Here is a 26,987-nt window from a genome sequence, read left to right on the forward strand (position 1 = left end):
ATGCAGCAGGTCCGTAAACGGGTTTGTATTGTGGAATCTATCGAATCCCGTTTTTTTAACTTTTTTTGAGGAAGTCATGACCGAACCTGAAAAAACAATGGATATCAAAACCCTGGCCGTGGGGGCCTATCAGGCCAATTGCTACATCGTCACCTGCCTGAAAACCATGGAGGCCGTGGTCATCGATCCGGGCGGGGAAGAGGCCCGCATCGCCGCCGCCGTCAAGATGATGGGATGCAAGGTCAAATTGATCCTGGCCACCCACGGGCATGGCGACCACGTCATGGGCGCCAAGGGCTTGGCCGACATGCTGAATGCGCCCATCGCCATGCACGAGGACGACGTCAGCTTTTTCCAGGGGATTTATATGAATCGGCCGCCCAGCCAAAGTTCACGATATCCCAAGACCGACATTCTGTTCAAGGACGGCCGGGTTTTTGACATCGGAGAGCTTCAGTTCAAAGTGCTGCACACGCCCGGGCATTCCCCCGGCTCCTGCTGCTTTTTATGCGGAGATTATCTGTTCACCGGCGACACCCTGTTTGTGGAAGGGGTGGGGCGCACCGACATGGGCGGCATGACCCTGCAGGATCTCCTGAACTCCGTGGACAATAAAATCCTGCCCCTGCCGGGAGAAACCATCATCCTGCCCGGGCACGATTACGGCCCGGCGCCCACTTCCACCATCGCCAGGGAAAAAGCGAACAATCCCTATATCCGGGATTTCATTTTGGATAAGTAGGCAGCTCTCACGCCGGCGCTTTTCGTTTGTTTGCCTTGACCCCACGATCGGATTTGGGCCATGATATGCAGGAACAATAACCTGCAGGAGTCATCATGTCCCTGGAAATTCAATTAAAACTCTTCGCCACCCTGGCGAAGTTCACGCCCCCGGACCCGGATCACTTTCCCATAGAGGAAGGGGAAACCGCCGCCCAGGTGCTGGAAAGGCTGAACGTCCCCTTAAAGGAGGTCAAGCTGGTCTTCATTGACGGAGTCCGCAAGGATCTGGACTGGGTTTTGAAGGGGGGCGAGCGGGTGGGGATTTTTCCGCCTGTGGGAGGTGGATGATGGCGGACCTCAGCCAAGCGCTTTTTAACGCCTCTTATCAGGGAAGCCATCCCCGCACCGACCCGCGCCGCTTGATCAAAGACCGCGAAATAGAGCGCATCGCCGAGGAATTCGGGATCAGCCGCAACGAGGCGGAAATCGCCGCCCTGGAGGCGGAAATCGTCCCGGCCCGGTACGTCCGTAACATGGCCGCCCTGGACTGCAAGGACCAGATTAGCCTGCTGAAATCCCGCGTCGTGATTATCGGCCTGGGCGGACTGGGAGGATACGTCGCCCAGACTCTGGCCCGCTCCGGCGTGGGAAGCCTGGTTCTGGTGGACGGCGACGTGTTTGAGCAAACCAACCTGAACCGGCAGGCGTTCAGCACCATTCGCACTCTGGGGGAGAACAAGGCGGAAGCCGCCTTGGAGAAGATTCGCAAGATGAATCCTTCGGTGAATCTGGAATGGGAAGGGGTGTTTCTGGATAAAGACAACGCCGGGCCCATCCTCAAGGGCGCGGATGTGATCATGGATTGCCTGGGTGGGCTGGATAACCGGGCTCTTTTGCAACAGGCGGCCCATGATTTGGAAATCCCTCTTGTTTCAGCCGCTTTGGCCGGATTCACCGGCCATGTGACGGTTGTTTTTCCCGGAGATCAGGGCCTGTTTTCCGGGATGGGGCCGGACGGGAATTCTTCGGGCGAAGGCGTGGAAACCGACCTTGGCTGCCCGTGCCCGCCGGTGATGCTGGCGGCCAGCATCCAATGCTCCGAGGCGATCAAGGTTTTGACCAACAAAGGAAAGCCCCTGCAGAACAAGCTCCTGGCCTTTGACCTGCAGGACAACACCTTTCAGGTTTTTGACCTCTCCTGAGGCGAGAGGGCCGTTTTCCTGCTCTTTCCGTATAGCCCCGGATTCCCGGCAAATGCTCTCCCGAATAAAAAAAGCCCGGCCTTCCGGGCCGGGCTTTATAAAAATCGAATCATGGACGGAGCTTTGTCATCCCGCGGCTGCGGCCGGTACCTCGTCCGTGTCGGCGGCTTCCAGGCCCTTGCCTTCCTGAGCCAGCAGATCGTCCAAAAGGGCGTCCTTTTCCACCCACAGGTCGTTGACCCATTTTTGAAACCGGGTCCGGAACAATTCGTCCTTAAAGTAGTCGCCCTGGATTTCTTCCGAAATGGGCAGGGCTTCCACCCGCACCGTGATTTTGGCGATGCGTCCGCACAGATAATCCCAAAAACTCTTGTCGCCGTATGGATAGGCGATGGTCACGTTCACCAGGGAGTGCAGCTGGCCGCCCATGGCCGCCATGACAAAGGCGATGCCCCCGGCCTTGGGCTTCAATAAATGCTTGAACGGGGAGTTCTGGCGTTCGTGCTTTTCCTTGGTGAAGCGGGTTCCCTCCACGTAGTTGACGATGGAGACGGGCATCTTCTTGAATTTTTCGCAGGCCTTTTGGGTGGTTTCCAGGTCCTTGCCTTCCAAATGGGGGTTCTTTTTCAGGAAAGCCTTGGAGTAGCGCTTCATAAAGGGGAAGTCCAACGCCCACCAGGCGATGCCCATGACAGGCACCCAGATCAGCTCCTTTTTCAAAAAGAATTTTAAAAACGGAATTCTGCGGGAGAAAATGGTCTGCAGCACCAGAATGTCGGTCCAGGACTGGTGATTGGAAATCACCAGGTACCAGTCCTTGCTTTTCAGGGAATCCAGGCCCTGGACGTCCCAATTGGTGTTGTTAATCAGCCGGTTGTTGAATGCGTTCACCGCCACCCAGCCCGAGGCCAGATGCTTCAGAAGCATGGCGCAAAAGGTCCTCCAGGCGTCTATGGGAATAATCAGCTTGAGGATGGAGATGGGAACCAATAAGGAGAATACCACCAGGGTGTTGAGTCCAAGCAGAATGCAATGGATGCAACCGCGCATCGTGGCAGGTAGAAAACTGAGCATAATCCCTCGCTTTAGGTAAACGCCCTTTTTGCTGCAAAGGCCGCGCAAGGCCAAAGAGGGATTAGCCGGAAGGCCCCAGGGGCCTCCCGGCGCCGCTCTTTGACTTTAGAAATTGATGTACGCGCCGTCTATGATCACCATGTCGCCGGAGTGGTAGGCGCTGGCGTCCGAGGCGAAATAAACGGCTATCCCCCCGAAATCCTCCGGTTGTCCCCACCTTCTGGCGGGAATCCGGGGCAAAACCTTTTTCTGGAATCCTTCGGTCTCGAACCAGCCGTCCGTGATGCTGGTTTCGATCCAGCCCGGAATAATGGCGTTGGCGCGGATTCCGTATTTTCCGTATTCCACGGCAAGGCCCCTGCACATGGAAAGAAGCGCGCCCTTGGTGGAGGCGTAATGCTCGCCCCTGGCCATGCCGGAAATTGCGGAAAGGCTGGAAGTGGCCACCAGAGAGCCTCCTTCGCCCCTCTCCACCATATGCCTGGCGGCGGCCCGGAAGGTGTAAAACACGCCGTCCAGGTTGATGCTCATGATCTGGTTCCACTCTTCCGTGGTGGTTTTGTGGAACGGGGTTCCCCGGGCGCCGACGCCGGCGTTGGCGAAGCAGGCGTCCACCTTGCCCAGCTTATCCACGGCTTCGGCGAAGCAGGCGTTCACCTGCTCTTCGTTGGAGACGTCGCACTGCAGGGCCAGGACTTTGGTCCCAAAGGCCTTGAGCTCTTCCTCGGCCTTGGCGTTGGCTTCGGGCTTCCGGCCCCAGACGCAAATATCCGCGCCCGCCTGAGCCATGGCCTTGGCCATTCCCAGGCCAATGCCGCCGTTTCCGCCGGTCACCAGTGCAACTTTTCCTGTCAGATCGAACATAGACACCGCCATAACGCCCTCCTTGGTAGCAGCATTTACCTTGTTCAGGAAACGCTTAAAAATGGTTTTACATTTCTTTTACTTTTGTCATCTGCAACACTGTACTCTTGTCAAAACCCGCGCTGCGACGCAAGAAGGAAATGGAAAAACAACTCACGAACTCTTGACGCAACGCCTCCCGTGCTTAACTTATCTGCGAAGAGGAAGGCCTTCAACCTCTTAATATGACTGCAATAAGGAGGTTTTACATAATGAATGGACTACTGCCGTTAATTTCAGGAAGCTATAACCTGAGACAGCCGAATTTCAACACACTGGACAAACTTCTCCTGCGCAAGAGCCTGCTGGATAACCTGGGCGGCGCCCGCGCGAAAGAGACCTGGACCCCGGCCATGGACGCAGTGGAGCGGGAAAACGACTACGTCATCCAAATGGAAGTTCCCGGCATGGAGAAGAAGGACATCGACATTACCATCGACCAGGGCGTGCTCACCGTAAAAGGCGAGAAAGGCCGCGAAAACGACGGGGACGATGTCAGGCTGCACATTGGGGAAAGGCGTTACGGCGCTTTCACCAAGGCCGTGAGGCTGCCCGAATCCGTGGACGCAGCCGCCGTAACCGCCACCACCAAAAACGGGATTTTGACCATCACGCTGCCTAAAGCGGAAGAAGAGAAACCCAGGCAGATTAAGGTAGGAGCATAACTTTTAGCCGGATTTTTTTAAGGTTTTTGCATCACGCTCATTTGCATCATCGCTGAACAAAAGGCGCCGGGACGATTAACCCAGCGCCTTTGTTGTTTTTAGGCAATGGGGTCAAATCTACGTTTGACGTTTGAGAGCCCAGCCGCGGCATGCGATGCAGGGGACCGTGGGAACGACATCTTCGTGTTGGAAGGCGTATCCGGTGGTTTGAGTTCCCCAATTTCATACGGCCTGTGGGTTTGAACTAAATGTCGCGTTGCGACCCCGGCAGGATACTGCTCTGCCGGGGCTACCCATGCCCAGATATAAGGATTCAAGGAATTCCGCGGCGGGGCATTCTCCCCGGCCAGTCCGGCATGCAATGCCGGGGGGCTGCTGCTACAGCCGCATCCATCTTTCACGCCGCATAAAACAATGTAGTTGCGCCCCCCGTGGGCGCCTTGTTTCAGCACGCAGCCTCCATCGAGGCGTAGGTTGGATAGAGCTTGCGAAACCCAACAATAGCAGCCTGTTATGACTAAAATCCTGCCGCAGATTCCCCGTTAACGATTGAACAAATCCTTCAGAGCGATATCCAAATCAATATCCACGGGCAAGGGCTTTTTCACGGTAATGCCGCAATCCAGCACCCCTTTCACCGGAGCGTTGATCACGGCATCCAGGGGAAGATTCCCGTTGATGACAAAATCCAAGGGCGCGTCCACGGTTTGATTGATGGACACGGGCAAAGGCTCCTGCAGCATGACCATCAACTCGTTGGGGATTTGGATTTCCTGGTCCAGGGGCACGTCAATGTCCAGGGGCACGCTGCCTTTGACGGGCACGGTCATGGTTACGCCCAGGACCTTGGTTTCGAACTCCGTGTCTATGGGGATTACCGCGCGCACCTTCACCGTGTCCTTCAGCCGCAAGGGCTGATCCAGCACCACGGGGAAAGTCTTGTTTAAAGGTATCAGAAAGGTTTCCTTGATGGGAATCCTGACCACCGAGGTCACGGGAAACTGGATGGGAATGTCTGCGTCAATATTGATGGGGAACTCGTGGTCAATGGCGGCGTCCACCCGAAAGTCCTCGGTGAACGTGATGGGCAGGGATTTTTGCAGATGCACCTGCCATTCCTTGAGGTGTGACAACTCCCGCCACATTAGCCCCAGGGCGGCGATCAGCACAATCGTCAGGATGGGGAAAAACAACCTGGCGGCGCCTTTCTTGGCTTTTATAGCGCTGGATTTATGGGACATTTCTTCTGAATCGCTTCTGTGATGCCGCATGGCGCAACTCCCCTGTCCGGTCTTTGACCGGCCTTCCCCACCGGCCAAAGACGGCGTGCAAGGCCTGAACGCCGCCTGGGTGTATGAGAAACTATGTTAAACCTTCAAGATTGAGCAAAAAGGCTTAGAATCCATATGTTCAGTCTGGTTGTTGGGTTTCGCAAGCTCTACCCAACCTACGTTTTATCCAAAAAGACCTTAGGTTGGGTTAAGAAGTCCGGCTTCAATGCCTCAAGAAGCCCTTGCCGCTTTTGGACTTCGAACCCAACATCCATTCTGAAATCGTCCTGCCTGCATCCCGCCTTTTTGCGCGTCAGCGCATTTAGTCAGGCCGTTACTTTATTTGAAGCCCAAAACGCAGGGCAAGCCCTGAATCTGCATTGCCTTTTGAAACCTCAGCGGAGGATTCGCCTATTTTCTCGTATCCTCTCCGCCCCTGCGCGAAGCGCCATTTAAGGTTTTTTGCGGAGCTTTTTTTTAAAAAAAAAGCGACTCGCCGAAGGCAAAAAAACTTTGCTTTTCGCTTTTTTTGCCCCCGCCCGTCATCCCAGCAAATCTTTGGCGGCCTTGGATTGATAAAAGGACTGCAGGCGCTGGCGGATGCGCTTCTCCAGATATCCGCTGGCCTTGGCCTTGGCCAGGATGGGCGCCAGAAACTCCACGATTTCCAAAATAACCATGTCGCTGGTTACGCCCACGTCCTCCAGAAGCACGTCCATTTCCTTATCGCCGTATTTTTCAAAAAAGTAGTGCACCAGTTCGGTGTACGTCTTTTTAAAATATTCGGTCTTGCGGAATTCCATCCAGAACTCGTAGCCGATGACAATGAAATCCTCCATGTCGTCCGCGTCGATGTTGCTGTAGTGCTCTTCCAGGGTCAGGCCGGCTATGTGATTCCAGGTCCCGTCGCTGATGCCGGCAATGCGGTCTCCGTCCAGGAATCCCATGAGGAACTCTTCGCTGTCGTGGATGGCCGTCTCCACCTGTGCCTCAATCCGCTCCTTGATCTGGGCGTCGATGGCCGGCTCCAGGCTGGGCGCGGCCATGCGCACGGCGCCCTGGCCCATTTTAATGAGCGAGGAGAGGCCGGGCATCTTTTGCACGAACAGGTTTTGCTGCAAGACGAATTCCTTGGCCACGGTGTATATGGCGTCGGCGATGAGTCTGGAATAGGCCGGATTCCGCACGGTCCTTTTGATGGCCGCCATGCGGACCCGGTCCAGGCTGGAGGCTTTGTCCACAATGGCGTCAAAGGATTTGCGGGGAATGATTTCGTCCAGGGTGGTTTCCGCGCTGTGCTTCGAGGCAATGACCATGCGGCTCATCTCGCCGATCAACTCGGTAAGGCCGCCGGCCACGGGCAGTTCCACCACGTTTCTTTTGATAACCCCCAGGACCCGATCCGCTGAGGCGAGCTCCTTCAGGCGGATTCCCTCCAGCCACTGGAACGCGGCCTCCACCTCTTCCCGGACGGTCTTTTCAATGCCTTTGGGAGTAAAGCGCCGCATCTCGAACTGAACGTGGGCGTCCAGCAGTTGGGCGGCGAGGTCCGGGCTTTGCTTGGCGCCGGATGCAGCTTTGGGACTGTTTTTTTTCTTGGTTGTCATGAAGCCGTTTCCACCGGATAGGGTTGAAAAATATACGGGAGCAGCCAGCCGGCCTTAGGAGATCAAGGCGCCCAGAAGCAAAAACACGCATTCCCGGGCCGTCCGCGCTTTGGCCTCGGGCCATTCATCGGACTCCCGGCAAAGCGTTTCCTGAGCTGCGGCGGCCGCCAGGTTCAACATGGCCATGGCCAGAGCCTGACCGGTTTCCCGTCCTTCGCCGAGATCCACGCCCAAAGAGTCCATCCGCTCCCACAAGGCCTGGGCGGATTTTTCAAACTCCTGGGCGGCCGATTCCCGCAAGGCTCGGGAACTGCCGGTTCTTTCCTGGAAAAACAGGCGAAACAGATTTTGGTTTTCGGCGACTACTTCAAAAAAACACTCAACAAAAGGAGAAACAACGCCCTGCAAGGTTTCGGCGATTTGAGCCGGCTTGGCGTTTTTGCCCGGCGCGGCGTAGTCCATGCCGTCCAGGGCCTTTTCCAAAGCCGGGTGCAAAAGTTCTGCAGCCTGATCCACCAAAGCCAGCCCCAACTCGTCCATGTCGCGAAAATGGCGATAAAACGAAGTGGGCGCAATGCCCGCCTTACGGGCCACGGACCGGAGGCTCAAGCTGGCGTAACCCTCTTCCGCACTGAGCTGGAGAGCCCCTTCCATCAAACTTTGGCTGACGATCCGGCGCTGGCGTTTTTGCTCTTCCTTAAAACCCATAGGTCCTTGTTTGCTTGGTTTTTCAACCGGTATGACTAATGCGAGGTTTGACATCCGTTATTTTCCATTTGTAACAGATTCTCAAGGGAACTTCCAGAGTATTTATCGCGTTTTAAGCCCCGGCGCCGCGTTCGATGAGCCGCTGCATGCGCCTGCCCGCCAAAAGCGTTTTCACCTTGTCGGTCATGAGGTTCATTTCCGCCCGGATGCGTTCGGCCTCCACGTTCAGCATGAGGCTGCACTCTCTTGGGCTGAGGGTTTTAAAGTCTTTTTCCGTCATACTGGGCGTGTAAAGCTGAGCCAGGGCTACGTAGTTGTCCAGCTTTTTATACGGCGGCAATGTCAGGTTGACGCCCCGCAGCCCAAAGGTATTGGGCAGGGACAATCCCAAGGGCAGCCTCAGCCGCCGGTTCCAGGTCTCCGCGCCCTGATGGGCGACCAGGACCAGGTTGGCGTTGGACCGGATGGCCGCGGCGATCATGCCCCGGGACCTGAACGGCCCCACGTATTCCTTAAAGGAAAGAAAGCTGTTGGCGCCTTCCGGCGCCGTGCCCGTCACCTGAATCCTGCCGGTCTTCAAAAGCCTGGTCAGGTGATCCACGGTTTTCACCTCCGTGGGCGTCCCCAGAACCCGTTTGTAATACTCCTTGAATCCCGGCACGAGAAACACCGCCTTGTGAGGAACCATGCCGCCGATCAAATCGCCGCACCCGGAATCCACATAATGCTTGCTCACCAAGGCCAAAATGGGAACCCAGGCCAGCCCGGGTCCGTGGGAAACGATAATCACTACAGGCCTGCCGTTTTCGGGGATCAAGGCTTCCCCGTTATGCAATTCCGCCCGCTCCACAAGCCGGTTTAAAACAAAATCGTAAAAGGGCTGCATCTCCTTTAAGCGGACGCCCATGCCCTTGCCGCTTTCAAAAATCCCGGCGTTCTTCTCGCCGACCCCCGGCGTATCCGGTCCTTGTTTCATTGTCCCCCTCCCAACTATCTGATTCCAAGTAGTCCTTTTTTGTCCCCTTAACCCGGGTTGCCCGCAAGCAGGGACCCGCCGTCCAGTTTGGCTGCTTCCAATGTGCTCGGGCGCGCCGGCTCCGAGGTCCCGGCAACGTGCTCCACATGGCAGTACGGCGTGTCTCCCACCTGAACAATGGGAACGTCCTTCATAAAATCCAAAATCGCTTTGGCCGTATCTTCCGGCTTTTCCTCCTGGGGCATGTGCCCGCATTCGGGCAAAACCACAAAGGTTCCGCGGCCCATTTGTTGGTCCAAAAGCTGCTGCCCATAATGCAGGGGAATCCACCGGTCGTCCTCGCCCCAGATCACCAGCACCGGCGCCTTGACCGAATACCCGCCGTCCATGAAACGCAGGAACGGCTTGGGATCCATGGCCCGGGCCGCCAGGGTCTGGGCGTACAGGCAGCCGGGGGAGCGCAAGGGGTCGTAATAGGCTTGCACCTTTTCCGGCGTGACGAACCTGGGGTTGAAAAACACCTGCTTGAGGTAATACCGCACCACTTCCCGCGTCACCACCAGGCCGGCCAGTCGCGGCGCCAGGGGAAAATGGGAAAGCCGGATGATCAGAGGGTGGGGGATGTCGTAAGGCGCCAGGGCGTTCAGCAGCACCAGCTTGCTCACCTTTTCCGGATACACCAGGGCCATGAGCGACGCGATGCCTCCGCCCAACGAATTGCCCGTAACCACCGCTTTTTCCAGGCCTACGGCGTCCATCCAGTCCACCACGTCCTCCATGAGGCTGAACGGGTCGTATTTGCCGTTTTTGGGCTTTTCGGAGTAGCCGAAACCCTTCAGGTCCAGGGCCCACACGTTATAGCCCTGCTTATGAAGGAGGGGCGCCATCTCCTGCCAGGTGTAGGACGAGGACGCGAATCCGTGAATCAAAAGCACGTCCTCTCCAGGGCCGGGCAGTTCCGTATAATGAATCCGCACTCCATTCACTCGCACGAATCGATCCCATAAAAGGTTCATCTTTCGCCTCCCCGGCCGCATGCGCTCCGATTTTTTGCGGCCAAACGCAAATGTCCGAAATGGCTGTAGCATGACGCCAGCAGCGGATAGTCCGGCTCCAGAGAGTCGTGACTATGGCGGATTTCCTGCTCCAGCCGGATGCCCAGGCGGGAAGCGGCCCGGCCGTCCTCTCCCAGGCGGCAGCGTTTGGCGCCCGCCGCTCTTTCCGGGCGGGGAGGCGTCAGGGCTTGGCGAAGCCTTTTCCAGGAGCGTTTGGCGTCCTTGGCGCTTCCAAGCGCGTGGAGGTTGTTTTCCGGTTTAAGGGCGTTTTTCAGCAGTTCGCTGGCCCGGCTTTCGATATGATTTAATAATTGCTTGCTCATATGTTCCTCCATCTGTATGGACAAGTTTTAACTCATCTGTGCGTACAAGTGTACGCACGACTTTGCATCCTGTCAAGACGTTTTTTTCGCCGTGCGTAAAATTTTTTCCGATGGGAGGATTAAAAAGGCAGGGCGCGTTAAAAACTCGTTCCCATGCTTTACAAGAAAATATCTGTATAACTATTTGAAACCATGTCTGTTTTAAGGCCTAAGACGGCTGTAAAAACCAAGGGCGGCCCAGGCACAGCAGTACCGTGCCTGGGCGCGCAAGCGCAGTAGGAACGGCCTTTTTCGGCAGTAGAATCCCGATAACTCAAGCGAACGAATGTTCCATCTATAACTGCCAAAAACTGGAATCCGAGCATCGCCGCACGCCCGCCCAGCATCCTTAATTTCAATCCTCCTTCCCGGCCGCACCTTTTGTTGCTAACGCAACCCAGGCAATACACGACATTGCCTGGGCCGCCCCAAAAACAGGCGGGGCAAGCCCCGCACCCTGCACCAATATTGGCCATCATCCTGGTATTACATGCCATGGATGCCGGCGATGTCTGCTCGTCAGTGTAGTTGCAGGCCACCGGGCCTGCCATGGACGCGTTTTACGCGCCCATAAAACTCAACAAGCAATACGCCGACATTGTTTTAAAAATCCAGAAGGTAAAATTTCGCCCTATGAGCATGGGCAGCCCGGGCAGAGCAGTATCCTGCCCGGATGCGCCAGCACATGCCGTTCGACCCGTCAGGCCGCAGAAATCCGACGCGCTGGGTCAAACCAAAACCTGTCTTGGAACGAACATCCCGTTCCCATGCTGTGCGTGGGAGTTTATATATAAACACTTGAAATTAATTATATTTAATACAAGGAAAGAAAATAATTGAGAGAGGACTTGCGAATCAGCTTTTCGGAAAAACCGTCTCGTCCCGGCCGGGCGATCGTCCGCCCCAAGGAAAGGCCCCAGGACGCCAGACCCTCCAATGGCCTTGCTCTGCCGTGGCTTTTTTCTGCAGCGTACCGGCACTTGCCGTGCATGGCGGCTTTATTCAAAAAATACTCCCGGGTCATGCGGTCCGGGGTCATAAAATGAGTAACGCAGAGGCCGGGGTCGTAGACTGTCGCCAATCCCGCCTTTTCCAGGCGCAGCATGATTTCCAGGTCTTCGCTGTCGCCAAGGCCCTTGCCCGAGCGGCCCAGACCCGTGTGAAAGCCTCCGATTTTTACCAGAACCTTTTTGGGAAAGGCCATATTGGTTCCGTACAGGATCTGAGGATATTTGAGAAAACGCCTTTGCGGGCCATGGTCCAGCTTGTTGCACCAGATTTCCAGGTCTGACGAAAACCAGGACGGCGGGGTTTCAATGCACTCCACCCGGATGGGACCGCCGGCCGCGCCCGGATTGGGGATGTCATGGAGCAGGCTGTCCAGATTATTCAGGTATTGGGGATCCAAAACCGCGTCGTCGTCCACATAGACGATGAAATCGCCCTTGGACTCTTTGACGGCCCGGTTCCGGGCGTGGGAAAGGCCCTGGCGGGATTCCTGTACGATTCGCAGACGGGCATGCCGGGCGGAAAGGTCCGCCAGCACGGCCGCCGTGTCGTCCGTGGAGTTGTTGTCCACCGCCAGCACTTCATAGTCCGGGGCGCCTTCCTGGGCCAAGGCCGCCAGGATGGACCGCTCCAGGATGTCGCTCCGATTGTACGTGCAAACGGCGATGGTGTATGTCATGACCGCCCCCTCCGGCGGCTAGGCAAATGTTTATTTTTCGATGAAGGCCAGACGGCAGGCGAGTCCCACGAGCATGGCGCCCAGGCAGCGTTCCAGCCACAGGCCGACCTTTTTGCTTTCCCGCAATTTGACGGTCAGGCGATCGCCCAAAAAGATGATGGGCGGCTCCACAAAGGCGGCTACGACGATGATCAGAGCGCCGTGCACGAACAATTGCAGCCACATGGGGCCTGCTCCCTGCACCACGAACTGGGGCAGAAAAGCCAGGAAAAAAGTCGCGACCTTGGGGTTGAACAGGTCCACCAGAACCCCCTGCCGAAACACCGGCCACAGGTTGCCGCTTTTCACTTCCTTGTTTGCGGTCAAAGCCTCTCCGCCGGAGCGAAAGGCCTGGAGGCCCAGCCAAAGCAAGTAGGCCACGCCCGCCCACTTGACCACCGAAAAGGCCGTGGCCGAAGCAGCCACAATGGCCGACAACCCCAGCGCCGCCAAAGCTACATGCCCCATGGCGCCCGTCCAGATGCCGAACATGGCGGCAAGGCCGTTCTTTTTGCCGCCGTTGACCGTGTGGCCCATAATAAAGGCGATGTCCGGTCCAGGGGCCAGATTCAAAATCAAAGCAGCGGCGAAAAACGACGTCCAATGGGCCGGGCTGTATTCCAACATGATGCAAACTCCGAAAAAAAAGATGGTTCAGGCTAATGCCTTGTCGGCCGACATCATAAGGCCTGCCGCCTGCAAAGGCAAGGGGCGATCTTTTTTCTTGCCGTCTGTTCCGCATAAAAAAACGCGGGCCCCGGCCCCCACCGGCGTCCGCGTTTTCTATCATAGCTGTATGGAGCAATTTACAGCTTGTCGATCATAAACCTGAGGGCTTTCTCGAAACCCGCGCTGTATGGCGCCCGTATCAACCGGGTGCTGCACGGGCTGCCCTGGAAGAACACGCCCCGTTTGTTGGAAAAGGTGTCGAATCCTTCCGGGCCGTGATACGAGCCCATGCCGCTGAATCCCACGCCGCCGAAGGGCAGATCGTCCTGGGCCACGTGCAAAAGCGTGTTGTTGATGCACGTACCCCCGGCCTGGGTCATTTTCAGGACCTTTTGCACCCATCTATCCTTGTTGGAAAAATAATACAAGGCCAAAGGCCTGGGCCGGGCGTTAACATAAGCGATGGCCTCGTCCAGGGTGGAGTAGGGCAAAACCGGCAAAATCGGCCCGAAAATTTCGTCCTGCAGCAGGATCATGTCCTCCGTGCCGTTCAAAACAATAGTGGGCGCGATTTTTTTCGTGGCCGGATCGATCTCCTCATTGGCCGGATTCACCCGGATCACCTTGGCGCCTTTTTCCTCCGCATCCTTTATGGCGTGATGCAGGCGGTCGAAATGGCGCGTGGTGATGATGGACGTAAAGTCCGGATTGTTCTCCAAAGTAGGATAGCAAGTGCGGATGGCTTTTTCAAAGGCCTCCACAAACTGATTCACCTTGTTTTCCGGTACCAGGGCATAATCCGGGGCGATGCAGGTCTGCCCGGCGTTGAAGAATTTGCCGTGTGCGATCCTGTCAGCGGCCGCCTGAACATCAAAATCCTGGCCCACGATGGCCGGAGACTTGCCGCCCAATTCCAGGGTCACGGGCGTCAAATTTTCCGCCGCCGCCGCCATGACCTGCTTGCCCACGCTGGTGGAGCCGGTAAAGCATATGTGGTCGAAGGGCAGCCGGGAAAATGCCGAACCCACGCCTGGCCCGCTGAAAATCACGCTCACCTTGTCGGGCGGAAAAATAGCGCCCAACAGGTCTTTCATGCACTGGGAGGTCCGGGGCGTAAACACCGACGGCTTGAGCATGACCCGGTTTCCCGCCGCCAAAGCGCTCAGCGTAGGAACCATGGCCAGGTAAAAGGGGTAGTTCCACGGTGATATAACGCCCACCACTCCCAAAGGCTCCATATACACCCTGGCTTTGCCCGGCATATACAGCCAGCCCACGCTCCGTTTGCGCGGCTTCATCCATTTTTTCAAATGCTTCTTGGTGTAATGCACCATGGACAAGGTGGTGTTGATTTCCGCAATCAGTATTTCGTGACGGGAGCGGGAGCCGAAATCCTGCACCATGGCCTCCACGATTTCGTCCACGCGTTGGCCGATGGCCGTTTCGATCCGTTCCAGTTCCTTAATGCGTTCCTGGTATGAGGTGGGGCCCTGGGCGATGAAAGCGGCTTTTTGCGCTTCCAGAATTTCCACCATGGCCGCGACGTTGGAATTGGGTTTGCGGGCTGTGGTCATGACGACTCCTCATGTGCGTCTGGGTTGGAATTTAAATGGGGCGGGCCTGTGGGTCCTGCTTCGCCCCTCATAATGACCCACGGTCATTTAGTATTCTATAATTTAATTGACCTTGGGTCATAAATCAATGAAAAAAATACGCTGCCTCAAAAAAATCATCAAAAAATGACCCTCGAATATAAAACAATAACCATGAAATCTCGAAGAATCAAGCCAGTACGATGCGTTATTTCCTGTTTTTAAAAGGGCGCCGCGGCTGACGGAATTGGGCGGCATTTAAAATGCCTTCACCGGCGATTCTTTTCAGTCTTGCAGAAATCGGTTCTTGTCCCCGTAAATATCTTCCAGCCTTGCCGCCGCCGCTCACCTCCACAGCCCGTCATCCCGGCAAGGGGCGGTCTGCTTTTCAAGACCGCCCCGTAAGCCGGGACCCAGCGTTATGAATTTGACCGGGAACAGAAAACATAGTTGAGTGCAACTTGACCTCAAACGTCAAACGTGGATTTGACCCCATGCCGCGAAATCAAGCGGCTTCTTTTTCCTCGGGCTGAACCCCTTCGGCTCCCGCCAAATGGGCGCCCAGGCGTTTGGCAAGGCCTATGAGCGCCAGTGTGGGCGGCAGGCCCCAGGCTTCGGGGATCACCGAGCAGTCGCACACGTAGAGGTTGTCATACTGGGTCCGGAGGTTGGAGTCCACCACCTCGCCCAGTTTGGCCGTGCCGCCGGGATGGGCGGCGATGTACCATGTTTTGTACACGGCGGTTGCGCCCGCGTTTTTCAGGATGCCCTTGGCCCGTTCAAAGCCTTTGTTCAGGCTGGCCTTGTCCGATCTGGCCAGGCGTTTGTTGACAAGCCCCCGTTTGGTGATTTCGCCGCCCAAGGAGTCCCGGGCCTTGATCATGATCCCCAGGGTGTTGCGGTGATTGATGGCGCCGCCCAGCTTGAGCACCTGGGCGCTGAAGGCCATGTGCATCATCTGGTGCAGGGTCATGTCGGTCATCATGTAGCCTTCGTCCTTGATGTGCACTCCGGCGGCCATGGGCATTTCGCCTCTGCCCTCCATGCCCGGAACCACGCCGATAGCCACGAACAGGGGGTCGAAAAAGAAATTGTAGCCCGCTTCCTTGATGCCCGCGGTCCGCAAAAGCAGGGGCGTGCCGATGCCGCCGGCGCTGACGATGATTTTCGGCGCGTAGGCCTTGTACACCTTGCCGTTCTTTTTAAAGGCCACGCCTACGGCTTTGTTTCCGTCCATGAGAATCCGTTCGGCTTTGGCCCGGTTTAACAGCCTGGCGCCGTTGCGCACCGCTTCCTCCACGTACCAGCGGGAGGACCACTTGGCCCGGTTGGGGCATCCGTAATAGCACTTGTAGCAGTTTTTCTCGCAGTTTTCCTGAACCAGATACTTGTCCAGGTTGTTCCAGGAGTACCCAAGATCCCGGGCGCTTTCCCGGATCAGCAGGGATTGGGGCGCCATATACGCGTCGTCGATCTTCCGGATAGGCAGTTCCTGGCGGACATCGGCCGTTATCTGGGACAAATCCACCCCATAGCGCCGGAACATGTCGTGATCCGGTTCAAAAGCCGTGCCGCAATACACGACCGACCCGCCGCCCGTGGTAATCCCCCGGGCCATGGCCAGCCCTTCGGTGGTGAAAAGCATGCCCTTGCCGGGAGTCCCCAAAATATCCACGGCTTGGGGCAGGGTTCCCTTCAAAGGCTCATTGCCCCCCCATTCCAGAATCAATGGCTTTTGTCCGGCTAATGAAAGCTCCCTGGCCAGGGTTCCCCCCCCGGGGCCGGACCCGATGATGATTGCGTCGAATTCCTGCTTGTTGGCGTTTTTCATGGAAATCTCCATTTGGTGAGTATAAAAGGACAGGGATGTCGCAGGCGGAATAGCGTATTTGGGACTATATCCTTTGCGACGCACTGCGTCAATAGCTTTTTAATCGATCGGTCAAGTTTTTAGCCCCGCCCCTGGGAAAATCCCTTTGATTGACCCCCGGCCGGGGTTCTGATAATTCTGTGCATTATAAGGAATGATATCCGATTGAAAGAGAGACAATATGGGATTTCGGGGACATGAACTTATTTCTGTATACTTGACTAAATATAACGTGAAATCGATGAGATAAGTATCGAGTCCCCCGAAATCCAATGATATGCAACGGGAGAAAATATGGCGGAAAAACTGAAAATAGGCGCCCTGATTTCGGGCGGAGGGACCAATCTCCAGGCGATCATCGACGCGTGCGAGGCGGGGGAAATCAACGCGGAGATGGCGTTTGTGGGATCGGACCACCCCGGCGTCAAGGGCCTGGACCGGGCGGCGAAGCACGGCATTCCAAGCTTTGTCATGGAATACGGCCCGATATTGAAAAATCCGGAAGATTACCCGGCGGCCCCGGGCCTGGACCTGGACGACGTGATTTCCAAGCAGCATCTTTTTTACGGGGAAGGCGCTTTGGAGCGGGCCGAGCTTTATTGCGCGGTTCGCGCCGTGGCCGAGGCCCAATTGCTGAAGGAAATGGACAAGTTTGAATACGACGTCCTGGTTCTGGCCGGCTTCATGCGCATTTTTACGCCTTATATAATAGACAAAATCAACAAGGGGCATGACCTTCCCAGGATTATGAACATTCATCCGGCCCTGCTTCCGGCCTTTCCCGGCGTGGACGGCTACGGAGACACCTTTGCCTACGGCTGCAAAGTGGGCGGCTGCACCGTGCATTTTGTGGATTACGGCGAGGATTCCGGCCCCATCATCGGCCAGAAAGCCTACACCATCGATCCCGGAGACACGGAGGCGGACATCCGAAAAAAAGGCCTGGAGCTGGAATGGCGGCTTTACCCCGAGTGCATCGGGCTTTATGCGGACGGCCGCCTGTCCCTGGCCAAGCGCGGCCGGCGCACCGTGGTGGAAGTCAGTAGATAATTGTCCCGCAACATTTTGGAACAGCCTCATTCCTTGATTGACGCAAAACAGGCGGGCGGATTATCCTTTTTCTAACAAAAGGCTTGTATAGAAGAAATGCAAAAGGGCAATCTCGGCCGTTCCAACCTTTTGGTTAGGCCCTCTGCCGGAGCTGGCTATCAGGGGGCGGCCCAGGCAAGGCCGTTCTTTGCCTGGGCGCGAAGCGCAGTAGGTGCGACCGGGAAAGATTGCAGAAATCAGGCAAGGCCGGCGGGCGGCAGCCTTCGGTTACGATCTCGTTCCCATGCTTCGCGTGGGAATGCATATGGAACTGCTTGAAATCCAAACCTTTCCATTAGATGTCGCGTTGCGAACCCGGCAGGATGCTGCTCTGCCGGGGCTGCCCGCTTAAAGAGGCGCCTCCTTAAAACCTGGCGCCATGCAGCCGCGGGGGGCTCCCCGCCCTGTAGCCGCGAGGTTTCCTCGCAATGCACTTACGCGGTCTCACCGCCCCGCGGCCGTAAAGACCGCCCCGTTCCGTGTGCGTCCGCTTTATAATAATTAATTTGGAGGGTTTGACATGGCTTTGCATGCATTGGCCGGAAAAATGGCCCCAAGAGACATATTGGAAAACATCCCCAGGCTGGTGACCGAATATTACGCGGCCAGGCCGGATCCAAACAACCCTTTGGAACAGGTTTCCTTCGGAACCTCCGGGCACCGGGGCTCCTCCAAGTCCAGGAGCTTTAACGAGGACCATATCCTGGCCGTATCCCAGGCCATTTGCGAGTATAGAGCTTCCCAAAAAATTACGGGGCCTTTGTTCATGGGCATGGACACCCACGCCCTGTCCGAGCCCGCGTTCGTCACGGCCCTGGAGGTGTTCGCCGCCAACGGGCAAAAGGTCGTCGTCCAGCAAGGCCGGACCTACACGCCTACGCCGGTCATTTCCCACGCCATCCTGGTCCATAACCTGGCGGGCCGGGGAGGAACCGCGGACGGCGTGGTCATCACCCCGTCCCACAATCCCCCGGGCGACGGCGGATTCAAGTACAATCCCCCGGAAGCCGGGCCTGCAGGCGCGGAAATCACCCAGGTCATCCAGGATCGCGCCAACCAAATCATGCAAGGGGGGCTGAAGGAGATCCAAAGGATTTCCTTCAAAAAGGCCATGGCCTCGGATTTTGTCATGGAAAAGGATTACCTGGCGCCCTACGTGGACGATTTGAAAAACGTCCTGGACATGGACGCGATTACCAATGCGGGCCTGAAAATAGGCTGCGATCCCCTGGGGGGCTCCGGCCTGTATTTTTGGGAGGTTATCGCCTCCAAATACAAGATGGACATCCAGGTGGTCAATCCGGTCCTGGACCCGGCCTTTGGCTTTATGACCGTGGATAAAGACGGCAAAATCCGTATGGACTGTTCGTCGCCTTACGCCATGGCGGGGCTCATCGGCCTGAAAGACGATTTTGACATCGCCTTTGGCAATGATCCGGACTACGACCGCCACGGCATCGTAACAAAAGGCTCCGGCCTTATGAATCCCAACCACTACCTGGCCGCGGCCTGCTGGTATCTTTTCGCCAACCGCCCCGGCTGGAAAGCCTCGGCCGGCATCGGCAAGACCCTGGTTTCCAGCTCCATGCTGGATAGAGTCGCCCAGGCTCTGGACAGGCCCATCTGCGAAGTCCCCGTGGGCTTTAAGTGGTTTACGGACGGGCTTATCAGCGGAGATTTCGGGTTCGCCGGAGAGGAAAGCGCCGGCGCCTCCTTCTCCCGCCTGGACGGAAGCGTCTGGACCACGGATAAGGACGGCTTTATCATGGACCTGCTGGCGGCGGAGATCACGGCCAAAACCGGAAGCGATCCCGGCCAAATATACAAGGACCTGGAAGACAAATTCGGAAGCCCCATTTACAGCAGGGTGGACGCGCCTGCTTCGGCCGAGCAGAAAAACGTGCTCAAAGGCCTTACCCCGGACATGGTGGAGGGAAGCGAACTGGCCGGGGAGGCCATTGAGGCCAAACTCACCAACGCCCCCGGCAACGGCGCGGCCATCGGCGGGCTGAAGGTCGTCGCAAAAAACGGCTGGTTTGCGGCCAGGCCTTCGGGAACCGAGGATATATACAAAATATACATGGAGAGTTTTAAGGGCGAAAACCATCTGAAAAGGATCCGGGAGGAAGCCCAGGCCATGGTCGCCAAGGCGTTCAAGGCGGCGGGCGTTTAGGGCGCCGCCAGGTTTTGAGGAAGGCGTTCCTTAAGTGCTTCTTGGCTTTTTTATACAAAAGAAGCAGGGGCCGCTTCACGTCTTTTAAGTCGAAAAATGTGATTTGAATCACACAACAGCCGGAAAATCTACAAAATTCCGCCAATAACATTGACTTTGCCGGCCTGTTTTCGTATACTTTCAAACCGTAAAGCGCTTTTTCGATCTGTTGCAATCAATCACATTCCATAAAGGTTCGGGGGATAACATGAAGAAATCATCAGCCATCCGATATATTGTTATGGCAATTGCCTTTCTCGTGGTTGGCATGACGCCCTTGACAACCTGGGCTGCGGACCAGAGCCGGGTTGACCTTCTTCTGGAAAAAGGACTCTTGGCCTACGACTCCAAACAATACGCCCAAGCTATTGATTATTGGACGGAATCCCTATCCATGGATTCCTCCCAGTATAAAGTCTACTACAACAGAGGCATGGCGTGGTTCAGGCTGGGACAGACCCAACAGGCTCTGGAGGACTTCTCCCAGGCTATCGATAAAAAACCGGACTATTCCCGCGCATACACCTCCCGCGGCTACCTGTGGAACAAAATCGGCCGGTTTGAAAACGCCAAGGCCGATTATATCAACGCCCTGACTTACGCACCGGACCTGCCGGACCCCTATTACCAATTGGCGCGCATCTACGCCCTGTGCCCCGTGGAAAAATTCCGGGACGGAGAACAGGCCGTCATGTGGGCCTTGAAAGCCCAGGAACTGAGAAACGATCCTGACACCCTGATGCTGCTTGCTGCGGCTTACGCCGAAAACGGCGACTTCAACAAGGCCGTGACCGCCCAGGAAGAGGCCATCAACTGGCTTCGCCGCGACAATATGGTCTATGAACTGGAAAGCGCCCAGGCTCAGTTGGCGAGGTATAAGGAAAACCGCCCCCTGATCGATTCAACCCTGGCGGAAGAGGAAATCGAAGCAACCTACGCAGAAGCGCCCAAACCCGCTCCTGCTCCTGCGCCCAAACCGGCCCCTGCGCCCAAACCTGCGCCTGCCCCCGCTCCCAAACCGGCTCCGGCGCCCAAACCGACTCCGGCGCCCAAACCGGCTGTTACACCCGCTCCCGTGGGCCAGGGAAGCTACTATGCGGCTCAGAATTATCCCTATGTGATTCAGGTGAGCGCATACCGGGACAGGGACAAAGCCAATACAGTAGCCTTAGATCTCAGGCAAAAAGGCGACGTCGCCTACACCTGCCGCGCCGACATTCCTGAAAAAGGAACCTGGTACAGGGTTTTCGTAGGCTTCTATCCTTCCAAAAACGTCAGCATGGACGCTGCTGCAAGCCTTAAAGCCAGAAACTTCACTTACTCCCTGGTCAGAAAAAAAGCCTGGACCATTTCCGTGGGGGATTACTCCAATGAGCAGGCCCTGAAAAACATGGAAAAGGCGCTTCAGGAACAGGGGTATCTGGCTTATCGTTTGAACGGAAGCTCTGGCAGCGCAACGCGTCTGGCCATCGGCGCCTACGCCACCGCCAATGAGGCCGACCAAATGAGCAAGGAAATCGAAAACAACGGCTTTCCCGTTCAGGTGGTGAAACGCTAGTTCGTTCACATCATCCGTAAAAATCATCAAGGGGGTTGGAAAGCGCTTTCCAACCCCTTTTTTTATGTGATTTAACAACACAAGGCGCGGCCGGGAAAGGCCCCATCGCTAAATGGCTGCCGCGAATTGAGGCTTATCTTTGGAAAGGGCGGCCCAGGCATGCAATGCCTGGGGCCGGAGGCCAAAAGGCGCGGCCGGGAAAGGTTTTCGAAATTGAGGAAAGGCCGGCGGGCGGCAGCCTCCGGTTGGAGCCTCGTTCCCATGCTTCGCGTGGGAACGCATATGGAAGCATCTGAAATCTATATATTTCCATCAATGACCAAACTTCAGGAAGTCCTTTACCGCTATCAACACAATGTAGCCGCGCCCCCCTGTGGGCGCCTTTTGGAACGCGCGTTGCGCGTCCTTGCAGGCACAGGGGCCTGCGCTACACCGCCAGACCAAAGCCATCGCCTGCTTATATCTCCTTCGATATTACCGGCCAGTTGCGGCAGGCAACGCCGGGGGCCGAAAGGCCGATAAGTGCGGCCGTGAAAGGCCCCATCGCTAAATGGCTGCCGCGAACCGAGGCTTATCTTAGGAAAGGGCGGCCCAGGCATGCAATGCCTGGGGCCGGAGGCCAAAAGGCGCGGCCGGGAAAGGTTTTCGAAATTGAGGAAAGGCCGGCGGGCGGCAGCCTCCGGTTGGAGCCTCGTTCCCATGCTTCGCGTGGGAACGCATATGGAAGTATCTGAAATCTATATATTTCCATCAATGACCAAACTTCAGGAAGTCCTTTGCCGCTATCAACACAATGTAGCCGCGCCCCCCTGTGGGCGCCTTTTGGAACGCGCGTTGCGCGTCCTTGCAGGCACAGGGGCCTGCGCTACACCGCCAGACCAAAGCCATCGCCTGCTTATATCTCCTTTATATTATCGACAATATGGAAAGAATCTGTCAAAATTTGGACTTTATCCTAAAAAACGAAAAAATCCTTGAAAAATACAAAATTGTACGATAAATTCCAACCAGTCGGCAATTTTGTGGAAAAGCCGGAGCCGAAAGGCCCCGGCGCTTTTTTTCTGAACCGCCGGAAATATTCCGGAGAAACCCAACCATAACGTATTTTTAAAGGTAATCATGAATCAGGAACTGTCCTGCCTGCACGATATAGCAATAGCCCTGTCCGAATCCGATCTTCGGCCCTCCTTGTACAAAGCCCTGGAACTTCTCTCCACGTCCATGAAAATGGATCGCGGAGCAATCACCATAATGAACCCGGTGCAGCATGAAATCCGCATCGAGGCGGCCCACGGCATGTCCGCCGGCGCCATCCAAAAGGGAAGATACAAACCCGGCGAAGGCATCACGGGCCGGGTGATTCAAAGCGGCAAGCCCACCATTGTCCCGAAAACCAGTCAGGAGCCCTTGTTTTTGGACAAGACCGGGCATCGAAAAACGGACGACGTGGAATACTCCTTTATTTGCGTGCCCATCACCAAGGGCAAGCAGGTGGTGGGGTGTTTGTGGGTGGACAGGCCCTATGACCCGGAGTACAACCTGGACAACGCGCTCCAGGTGCTGACCATTATTGCGGCCATGGTGGCCCAGAGGGTGGCCAGCCTGGAGACCCTCCAATGGGAAAAGGAAGCCCATAAGGAGGAAAGCCGCCGCCTGCGCCAGGAATTGGGGCAGCGGTACAGCATCACCAACCTGGTGGGCAACAGCAACAAAATGCGGGAGGTCTTTCAGATGATCTCCCAGGTTTGCAAGAGCAACGCAACCGTGCTGATTCGCGGCGAGTCCGGCACAGGCAAGGAGCTGGCTGCCACCGCCATCCACTATAACAGCCCACGGGCGGACAAGCCCTTCGTCAAGGTGAATTGTGCGGCCCTGCCTTCCAACCTGATCGAGAGCGAGCTTTTCGGTCACGAAAAAGGCGCGTTTACGGGCGCTATCCGGCAAAAGCCCGGCAAGTTCGAGCTGGCCAGCAAGGGCACCATATTCCTGGATGAAATCGGTTCCATCAACCTGGACGTCCAGGCCAACCTTTTGCGGGTTTTGCAGGAAAAGGAATTCGAACGGGTGGGCGGCATCAAGACCCTCAAGGCGGACGTTCGCGTCATAGCCGCCACCAACCGGAACCTGGAGCGCGCAGTGGAGGACGGCAGTTTTCGGGAGGATTTGTACTACCGCCTGAACGTTTTTCCCATTTACATGCCGCCCTTGCGCCAGCGCAAGACCGACATCCTGCTTTTGGCCGAGTATTTTGTGGAAAAGTACTCCAAGGAAAACAGCAAGGAAATCCGCCGGCTTTCCAGCCCGGCCATAGACATGCTCATGCAATACCACTGGCCCGGCAACGTGCGCGAGTTGGAAAACTGCATCGAACGGGCCGTGGTTCTGTGCGACTCCGGCGTCATTCACGCCTTCCATTTGCCGCCCTCCCTGCAGACGGCGGAAGAGTCGGACACCTGGCCGGGCCGCGGCCTGGACGAAGCCGTGGAGGCCTTGGAGCGGGAAATGATTGTCGATGCGCTGAAAAGCACCCGGGGCAATACGGGCAAGGCCGCTGAGATTCTCAAGTCCACCCCCCGGAAAATCGGGTACAAGGCCCACAAATATCAGATCAATTACAAGGACTTCCGCTAGCCGGCAATCCTTTTTCAAGCCGCGGGAATTCATCCCCGCAGCAGGATTTTTTCATGAGTTCCAAAAACGGGAACAGCAACCATTCAGATCAGCATTCCCGGCTCCAAGGGCGCTCCGCCGCCAGCCTGACGGTCAAGCCCGTCAGGCTGGTGCAAAACTTCACCTCCCTGAGCCTGGCCGTGATTTTTCTGGCCACCCTTATCCTGTCCATGGTCCTGACCCAGAACGCCCGGACCGTGCTCATGCAGAAAAACCAGGAATACGCCGCACTCATCGCCAACAACCTCAACCATCAGGTGTTTTGGCAGTACGTCTATCCCACGGTCAAACAATTCGGCAGGATCAACCTGTACAACGAGCCTGAGTTCGACCTCCTGGACAGCGTGGTGCGCCACACCCTCCACGGCTTTAACGTGGACGTGGTCAATATTTATAACGAGGAAAATCAGGTTCTGTACAGCTTCGACCCGGACCTGATCGGAAAAAAGGTCACCCTGGGCCGGGAATACAACATGGCCCTGAAGGACGTTTCCAGCTCCAAGCTCCTCCAAACCGGTTCCGGCTGGGGCATTTGGCTGGGAAGGCCCGAAAGCACCATTTTAAAAACCTATTCTCCGTTTTGCATCAGGCATCCTGAAACGGAGGAAATGATCAAAATTTACGGCGTGTTTGAGATCGGAATCGACCTCTCCAACGACTACAGAACCATCTTCAACTTCCAGCTCATGGTGGTGGGCGTGTCGGCCACCGTCATGCTCCTGCTGTTTTTGGTGCTCCGTTTTTACGTGGGACGCGGCGAGGATTTCCTGCTGCAAAGAGCCGAGGAGCGCCTTAAGCTCGAAGAGCAATTGAGCCGCGCCGAACGCCTGGCCTCCCTGGGCGAAATGGCTGCGGGCGTGTCCCATGAAATCCGGAACCCCCTGGGAATCATTCGAAGCTCGGCCGAACTCCTGGGCAAACGCTATGACGGCCCCAACAGGCAATTGCTGGAAGTCATTATTGAAGAATCCACGCGATTAAACGACATCATCACGGATTTTCTCAACTTCGCCCGCCCCACCGAGCCCCGGTTTCAGGAATGCAGCGTGGCGGGCGTGCTTGGAAAAAACCTGGCTTTCCTGGCCCCAAGGCTCAATCAGGACGGATACCGCGTGGAGCAAGAGGCGCCTTCCGGCCTGCCCATGGTCTGGGCCGATCCCAATCTGTTGTATCAGTCCTTTTTGAATATCCTGATCAACGCCATGCAGGCCATGCCGGCAGGCGGAACCGTGCACGTCAAAACCCGGATCCAAGGGGAAAAGCTCTCCGTCAGCTTTACGGATGAGGGCAAAGGGGTGACGGACGAGGCCATGAAAAAAATCTGGAATCCCTTTTTCACCACCAAGGAAAGAGGTACCGGATTGGGCTTGTGTGTGGTACGGAATATTATTGAGGCTCATGGTGGAAGCGTGGCCATAGAAAACTCCGAAGACAAGGGCGCCTGCGTCCGGGTGGAACTCCCCATAGGAACACATGATGGAAACGATTCTGATAGTTGACGACGAAAAAAACTACCCCCCGCTTCTGGCCGCCGTTTTAGGCGACGAAGGATACGAAACCCTGACGGCCAACAGCGGCTTGGAGGCTATCCACATCCTGGAAGGCTCGGACGTGGACCTGGTCCTCACCGACATGAAAATGCCGGGCATGGACGGCATGGAGCTCATGGAGCGCATCAAGACCCGGGACCCGGACCTGCCGGTCCTCATGATGACCGCCTACGGCACCGTGGATATGGGCATGGCCGCCATGGAGAAAGGCGCCTATTCCTACATCTGGAAGCCTTTTCAGAACGAGCAGCTTATCCTCTTCGTCAAACAGGCTCTGGCCATGTACCGGGTGGTCCAGGAAAACCGCCTGCTTAAGAATCAACTGGGCGACAGATACTCCTTTGGAAACATCATCGGAAAAAGCCCGGCCATGATCAATATCTTCGACACCATCGTCAAAGTGGCGCCCACCAACGCCACCGTCCTCATCCAGGGAGAGTCCGGCACAGGCAAGGAAATGGTGGCCAAGTCCATCCATTTCAACTCCCATCGCAAAGACGCGCCCTGGGTGGCGGTCAACTGCGCCGCCCTGGCGGAATCCATCCTGGAAAGCGAACTCTTCGGCCATGAAAAAGGCGCCTTCACCGGCGCGGCGGCCATGAAAAAAGGCCGTTTTGAACTGGCGGACGGCGGCACCCTGTTTCTGGACGAAATCGGCGAAATCTCCTCCGCGCTTCAGGTTAAGCTCCTGCGCGTTCTCCAGGAAAAAACCTTTGAAAGGGTGGGCGGGGTCAAACCCATCGAGGTGGACATCCGCCTTATCGCCGCAACCAACCGGGACCTGAAAAAGGAAGTGGAAAAAAGCGCCTTCCGCGAAGACCTGTTCTATCGCCTCAACGTCCTGCCCATCCAGCTTCCGCCCTTGAGGGAACGCCAAAAAGACATCCCCCTCCTGGTGGACCACTTCTTGCAAAAATACGCCGCAGGCCCCGGCGGCGAATCCAGGGTAAGAAGGGTGCTCCCGGACGTACACAGGCTGTTCCAGGAATACGCTTGGCCCGGCAACGTGCGCGAACTGGAAAACGTCATCGAGCGGGCCATCATCCTGTGCAATTCCGACGCCATTTCCGTGAACGACCTGCCCAGGGAGCTGACCCGCAGCGTGTCCAACACCCTGCACATGGAAGGCATCCCCGCGGACGCCACCCTGTACGAAACCCTGTCCATGGTGGAACAGGCCATGATCAAACGGGCCATGCTCATGTCGGACAACGTGCAGTCCCACGCCGCCCAGATTCTGGGAATCGGGAAAAGCGGCCTGAATCAGAAGATCAAAAAGTTCGGCCTGGACTTTGGTTTAAAAAGTTGAATTCCAAAATACCTTATAAATCTAGTGTTTTATTCAAGCTGGAAGAGCCCTTGAATTTTTGGTTCAAAATTTTGAACCCGGCTGTTTTTGAGGATTATCTTATAAAATCAAAACGTTACTGTTTTCGGCCGATTTCGGGTTCATAAATGCGAACGCAGGGGCCTGAAAAAGGGCTTTTGCAAGGGCGATTCAACAG

22 protein-coding genes are annotated in these 26,987 nt (G+C 56.3%); 10 read left to right on the plus strand and 12 right to left on the minus strand.

Annotated features, from left to right (window positions below; all coding sequences use genetic code 11):
- Window positions 1–76 precede the first annotated feature (76 nt).
- The 3 genes from BUE18_RS07485 (at window position 77) to BUE18_RS07495 (ending at window position 1,925) form a co-directional block, all read left to right on the plus strand.
- On the plus strand, window positions 77–742 hold the full coding sequence (locus tag BUE18_RS07485; RefSeq protein WP_211482786.1) for an MBL fold metallo-hydrolase: 666 nt from the start codon (window positions 77–79) through the stop codon (window positions 740–742).
- A 95-nt stretch (window positions 743–837) separates the two neighbouring features.
- A complete protein-coding gene (locus BUE18_RS07490) occupies window positions 838–1,071 on the plus strand; it encodes a MoaD/ThiS family protein (RefSeq protein ID WP_170868294.1) in 234 nt (77 codons plus the stop codon).
- Complete coding sequence (locus tag BUE18_RS07495) at window positions 1,071–1,925, plus strand: HesA/MoeB/ThiF family protein (protein WP_211482787.1); 855 nt, start codon at window positions 1,071–1,073, stop codon at window positions 1,923–1,925. Before BUE18_RS07490 ends, BUE18_RS07495 begins: the two co-directional genes overlap by 1 nt.
- 126 nt (window positions 1,926–2,051) lie before the next feature.
- Here BUE18_RS07495 and BUE18_RS07500 read toward each other — a convergent pair whose 3' ends face one another.
- Window positions 2,052–2,999 (minus strand): acyltransferase, encoded by a 948-nt coding sequence (locus BUE18_RS07500; protein WP_073474594.1) that lies wholly within the window; start codon window positions 2,997–2,999, stop codon window positions 2,052–2,054.
- A gap of 105 nt (window positions 3,000–3,104) precedes the next feature.
- Window positions 3,105–3,875, minus strand: a complete 771-nt coding sequence (locus BUE18_RS07505; RefSeq protein WP_073474492.1) for an SDR family NAD(P)-dependent oxidoreductase — start codon at window positions 3,873–3,875, stop codon at window positions 3,105–3,107.
- Window positions 3,876–4,114: 239 nt separating this feature from the next.
- Here BUE18_RS07505 and BUE18_RS07510 point away from each other — a divergent pair, with 239 nt between their 5' ends.
- Window positions 4,115–4,567, plus strand: a complete 453-nt coding sequence (locus BUE18_RS07510) for an Hsp20/alpha crystallin family protein (RefSeq protein WP_073474494.1) — start codon at window positions 4,115–4,117, stop codon at window positions 4,565–4,567.
- A 542-nt stretch (window positions 4,568–5,109) separates the two neighbouring features.
- Here BUE18_RS07510 and BUE18_RS07515 read toward each other — a convergent pair.
- From BUE18_RS07515 to BUE18_RS07565, 10 genes are all read right to left on the minus strand, one after another.
- On the minus strand, window positions 5,110–5,838 hold the full coding sequence (locus BUE18_RS07515; protein ID WP_073474495.1) for a hypothetical protein: 729 nt from the start codon (window positions 5,836–5,838) through the stop codon (window positions 5,110–5,112).
- A gap of 542 nt (window positions 5,839–6,380) precedes the next feature.
- Complete coding sequence (locus BUE18_RS07520; RefSeq protein ID WP_073474497.1) at window positions 6,381–7,445, minus strand: hypothetical protein; 1,065 nt, start codon at window positions 7,443–7,445, stop codon at window positions 6,381–6,383.
- A gap of 54 nt (window positions 7,446–7,499) precedes the next feature.
- Entirely contained in the window at window positions 7,500–8,153 is a 654-nt protein-coding gene (locus tag BUE18_RS07525; protein WP_073474498.1) for a TetR family transcriptional regulator, read from the minus strand.
- 112 nt (window positions 8,154–8,265) lie between these two features.
- The gene (locus BUE18_RS07530) at window positions 8,266–9,129 is read right to left on the minus strand and encodes a hypothetical protein (RefSeq protein ID WP_073474500.1); all 864 of its coding nucleotides are present in this window, start codon (window positions 9,127–9,129) and stop codon (window positions 8,266–8,268) included.
- Window positions 9,130–9,176: 47 nt separating this feature from the next.
- A complete protein-coding gene (locus BUE18_RS07535; RefSeq protein ID WP_073474502.1) occupies window positions 9,177–10,145 on the minus strand; it encodes an alpha/beta fold hydrolase in 969 nt (322 codons plus the stop codon).
- Window positions 10,142–10,507 (minus strand): hypothetical protein, encoded by a 366-nt coding sequence (locus BUE18_RS07540; RefSeq protein ID WP_073474503.1) that lies wholly within the window; start codon window positions 10,505–10,507, stop codon window positions 10,142–10,144. The genes BUE18_RS07535 and BUE18_RS07540 overlap by 4 nt, the downstream gene beginning before the upstream one ends.
- 853 nt (window positions 10,508–11,360) lie before the next feature.
- A complete protein-coding gene (locus tag BUE18_RS07550; RefSeq protein WP_073474507.1) occupies window positions 11,361–12,233 on the minus strand; it encodes a glycosyltransferase family 2 protein in 873 nt (290 codons plus the stop codon).
- Between the two features lie 30 nt (window positions 12,234–12,263).
- Entirely contained in the window at window positions 12,264–12,899 is a 636-nt protein-coding gene (locus tag BUE18_RS07555; protein WP_073474508.1) for a LysE family translocator, read from the minus strand.
- A 179-nt stretch (window positions 12,900–13,078) separates the two neighbouring features.
- Window positions 13,079–14,515 (minus strand): coniferyl aldehyde dehydrogenase, encoded by a 1,437-nt coding sequence (locus tag BUE18_RS07560; protein ID WP_073474510.1) that lies wholly within the window; start codon window positions 14,513–14,515, stop codon window positions 13,079–13,081.
- A 523-nt stretch (window positions 14,516–15,038) separates the two neighbouring features.
- Window positions 15,039–16,364 (minus strand): GMC family oxidoreductase N-terminal domain-containing protein, encoded by a 1,326-nt coding sequence (locus BUE18_RS07565; RefSeq protein ID WP_073474512.1) that lies wholly within the window; start codon window positions 16,362–16,364, stop codon window positions 15,039–15,041.
- 333 nt (window positions 16,365–16,697) lie between these two features.
- Between BUE18_RS07565 and purN the strand changes: the two genes are divergently transcribed.
- From purN to BUE18_RS07605, 6 genes are all read left to right on the plus strand, one after another.
- Complete coding sequence (gene purN, locus BUE18_RS07570) at window positions 16,698–17,453, plus strand: phosphoribosylglycinamide formyltransferase (RefSeq protein ID WP_073474514.1); 756 nt, start codon at window positions 16,698–16,700, stop codon at window positions 17,451–17,453.
- Window positions 17,454–18,012: 559 nt separating this feature from the next.
- The gene (pgm, locus tag BUE18_RS07575) at window positions 18,013–19,665 is read left to right on the plus strand and encodes a phosphoglucomutase (alpha-D-glucose-1,6-bisphosphate-dependent) (protein WP_073474516.1); all 1,653 of its coding nucleotides are present in this window, start codon (window positions 18,013–18,015) and stop codon (window positions 19,663–19,665) included.
- Window positions 19,666–19,912: 247 nt separating this feature from the next.
- Window positions 19,913–21,262: an SPOR domain-containing protein gene (locus tag BUE18_RS07585; protein WP_073474519.1), complete on the plus strand. Its 1,350-nt coding sequence runs from the start codon at window positions 19,913–19,915 to the stop codon at window positions 21,260–21,262.
- Between the two features lie 1,119 nt (window positions 21,263–22,381).
- Window positions 22,382–23,893 (plus strand): sigma 54-interacting transcriptional regulator, encoded by a 1,512-nt coding sequence (locus BUE18_RS07595; RefSeq protein WP_073474523.1) that lies wholly within the window; start codon window positions 22,382–22,384, stop codon window positions 23,891–23,893.
- A 53-nt stretch (window positions 23,894–23,946) separates the two neighbouring features.
- On the plus strand, window positions 23,947–25,431 hold the full coding sequence (locus BUE18_RS07600; RefSeq protein ID WP_083610843.1) for a sensor histidine kinase: 1,485 nt from the start codon (window positions 23,947–23,949) through the stop codon (window positions 25,429–25,431).
- On the plus strand, window positions 25,406–26,791 hold the full coding sequence (locus BUE18_RS07605) for a sigma-54-dependent transcriptional regulator (RefSeq protein ID WP_342039439.1): 1,386 nt from the start codon (window positions 25,406–25,408) through the stop codon (window positions 26,789–26,791). Before BUE18_RS07600 ends, BUE18_RS07605 begins: the two co-directional genes overlap by 26 nt.
- Window positions 26,792–26,987 lie beyond the last annotated feature (196 nt).

The sequence above is a fragment of the Desulfatibacillum alkenivorans DSM 16219 genome (assembly GCF_900142135.1).
Classification (GTDB): Bacteria; Desulfobacterota; Desulfobacteria; order Desulfobacterales; family Desulfatibacillaceae; genus Desulfatibacillum; species Desulfatibacillum alkenivorans.

Coding starts and splice junctions, on each gene's coding strand:
- pgm (WP_073474516.1), top strand. CDS start 18,013: ATGGCTTTGCATGCATTGGCCGGAAAAATGGCCCCAAGAGACATATTG.
- BUE18_RS07500 (WP_073474594.1), bottom strand. CDS start 2,999: ATGCTCAGTTTTCTACCTGCCACGATGCGCGGTTGCATCCATTGCATT.
- BUE18_RS07600 (WP_083610843.1), top strand. CDS start 23,947: ATGAGTTCCAAAAACGGGAACAGCAACCATTCAGATCAGCATTCCCGG.
- BUE18_RS07515 (WP_073474495.1), bottom strand. CDS start 5,838: ATGCGGCATCACAGAAGCGATTCAGAAGAAATGTCCCATAAATCCAGC.
- BUE18_RS07530 (WP_073474500.1), bottom strand. CDS start 9,129: ATGAAACAAGGACCGGATACGCCGGGGGTCGGCGAGAAGAACGCCGGG.
- BUE18_RS07540 (WP_073474503.1), bottom strand. CDS start 10,507: ATGAGCAAGCAATTATTAAATCATATCGAAAGCCGGGCCAGCGAACTG.
- BUE18_RS07505 (WP_073474492.1), bottom strand. CDS start 3,875: ATGGCGGTGTCTATGTTCGATCTGACAGGAAAAGTTGCACTGGTGACC.
- BUE18_RS07535 (WP_073474502.1), bottom strand. CDS start 10,145: ATGAACCTTTTATGGGATCGATTCGTGCGAGTGAATGGAGTGCGGATT.
- BUE18_RS07605 (WP_342039439.1), top strand. CDS start 25,406: ATGATGGAAACGATTCTGATAGTTGACGACGAAAAAAACTACCCCCCG.
- BUE18_RS07565 (WP_073474512.1), bottom strand. CDS start 16,364: ATGAAAAACGCCAACAAGCAGGAATTCGACGCAATCATCATCGGGTCC.
- BUE18_RS07560 (WP_073474510.1), bottom strand. CDS start 14,515: ATGACCACAGCCCGCAAACCCAATTCCAACGTCGCGGCCATGGTGGAA.
- BUE18_RS07595 (WP_073474523.1), top strand. CDS start 22,382: ATGAATCAGGAACTGTCCTGCCTGCACGATATAGCAATAGCCCTGTCC.
- BUE18_RS07555 (WP_073474508.1), bottom strand. CDS start 12,899: ATGTTGGAATACAGCCCGGCCCATTGGACGTCGTTTTTCGCCGCTGCT.
- purN (WP_073474514.1), top strand. CDS start 16,698: ATGGCGGAAAAACTGAAAATAGGCGCCCTGATTTCGGGCGGAGGGACC.
- BUE18_RS07485 (WP_211482786.1), top strand. CDS start 77: ATGACCGAACCTGAAAAAACAATGGATATCAAAACCCTGGCCGTGGGG.
- BUE18_RS07490 (WP_170868294.1), top strand. CDS start 838: ATGTCCCTGGAAATTCAATTAAAACTCTTCGCCACCCTGGCGAAGTTC.
- BUE18_RS07550 (WP_073474507.1), bottom strand. CDS start 12,233: ATGACATACACCATCGCCGTTTGCACGTACAATCGGAGCGACATCCTG.
- BUE18_RS07510 (WP_073474494.1), top strand. CDS start 4,115: ATGAATGGACTACTGCCGTTAATTTCAGGAAGCTATAACCTGAGACAG.
- BUE18_RS07495 (WP_211482787.1), top strand. CDS start 1,071: ATGGCGGACCTCAGCCAAGCGCTTTTTAACGCCTCTTATCAGGGAAGC.
- BUE18_RS07525 (WP_073474498.1), bottom strand. CDS start 8,153: ATGGGTTTTAAGGAAGAGCAAAAACGCCAGCGCCGGATCGTCAGCCAA.
- BUE18_RS07585 (WP_073474519.1), top strand. CDS start 19,913: ATGAAGAAATCATCAGCCATCCGATATATTGTTATGGCAATTGCCTTT.
- BUE18_RS07520 (WP_073474497.1), bottom strand. CDS start 7,445: ATGACAACCAAGAAAAAAAACAGTCCCAAAGCTGCATCCGGCGCCAAG.